Annotated in this window: 1 rRNA gene and 1 pseudogene; both read right to left on the reverse strand. The window is 67.8% G+C overall.

Annotated features, from left to right (window positions below):
- A pseudogene (locus tag ACIA8N_RS21755) lies at positions 1–899 on the reverse strand (hypothetical protein); the annotation flags it as partial.
- A 229-nt stretch (positions 900–1,128) separates the two neighbouring features.
- A 5S ribosomal RNA gene (gene rrf / locus ACIA8N_RS21760) occupies positions 1,129–1,222 on the reverse strand; the annotation flags it as partial.

Consider the following 1,222-nt stretch of genomic DNA (forward strand, 5'->3'; position numbering starts at 1 on the left):
CGGTTGTCACCACCGCGATCATCACGACGGAAACCACCGCCACCACCACGGTTATCGCCACCACGGTCATCGCGACGGAAACCACCAGCGCTGCCACCACGGTTGTCACCACCGCGATCATCACGACGGAAACCACCGCCACCACCACGGTTATCGCCACCACGGTCATCGCGACGGAAACCACCAGCGCTGCCGCCACGGTCGTCACGAGGGAAGGAGGGCCGGTCGTCCCGACGGAACGACGAAGGCCGCTCATCACGCCGGTCGTCACGACGGAACCCACCGCGATCATCACGCGGGAACGAAGGCCGATCGTCACGACGGAACCCACCGCCGCCACCACGGTTGTCACCACCACGGTCATCGCGACGGAAGCCACCGCCACCGCGGTTGTCGCCGCCACGGTTGTCGTCGCGACGGAAGCCACCACCGCTGCCACGGCTGTCGTCACGACGGAAACCGCCACCGCCACCGGCGCCACGGTTGTCGCCACCGCGGTCGTCACGCCGGAACCCACCGCCGCCACCACGGTTGTCACCGCCACGGTCATCGCGGCGGAAGCCACCAGCGCTGCCGCCACGGTCGTCACGGGGGAAGGAGGGCCGGTCGTCCCGACGGAACGACGAAGGCCGCTCATCACGCCGGTCATCGCGACGGAAGCCACCACCGCTGCCACCACGGTTGTCACCACCGCGATCGTCACGGCGGAAGCCGCCACCACCACGGTTGTCGCCACCACGGTCGTCACGGCGGAAGCCGCCGCCACCACGGTTGTCGCCACCACGGTCATCGCGACGGAAACCACCGCCACCACCACGGTTATCGCCACCGCGGTTGTCCCCGCCACGGTCGTCACGGCGGAAACCACCGCCGCTGCCACTGCGGTTGTCGTCACGGCGGGGGCCACGGAAGCCGCCCCGGTCGCCACCGGCACCGTCCCTGCGACGCGGTTCGCGCTCCGGACGGTCGTCGGGAGAGTTGGTGGACATCGACGTGACTCCTGTCTTCGGGTACTGCAGTCATTCTCGCGCAGCCGGCACTCTGCCGCGCATCGGAAAAGGTCAAGCAAAAAACAAAAGGACCCCTGGTCCCAGCGTTGAACGCTGGGACCAGGGGTCCTGAAGAATTGTTCGGCGGCGTCCTACTCTCCCACAGGGTCCCCCCTGCAGTACCATCGGCGCTGAAAGGCTTAGCTTCCGGGTTCGGAATGTAACCGGGCGTT

The organism is Streptomyces sp. NPDC051822, from assembly GCF_044452745.1.
GTDB lineage: Bacteria > Actinomycetota > Actinomycetes > Streptomycetales > Streptomycetaceae > Streptomyces.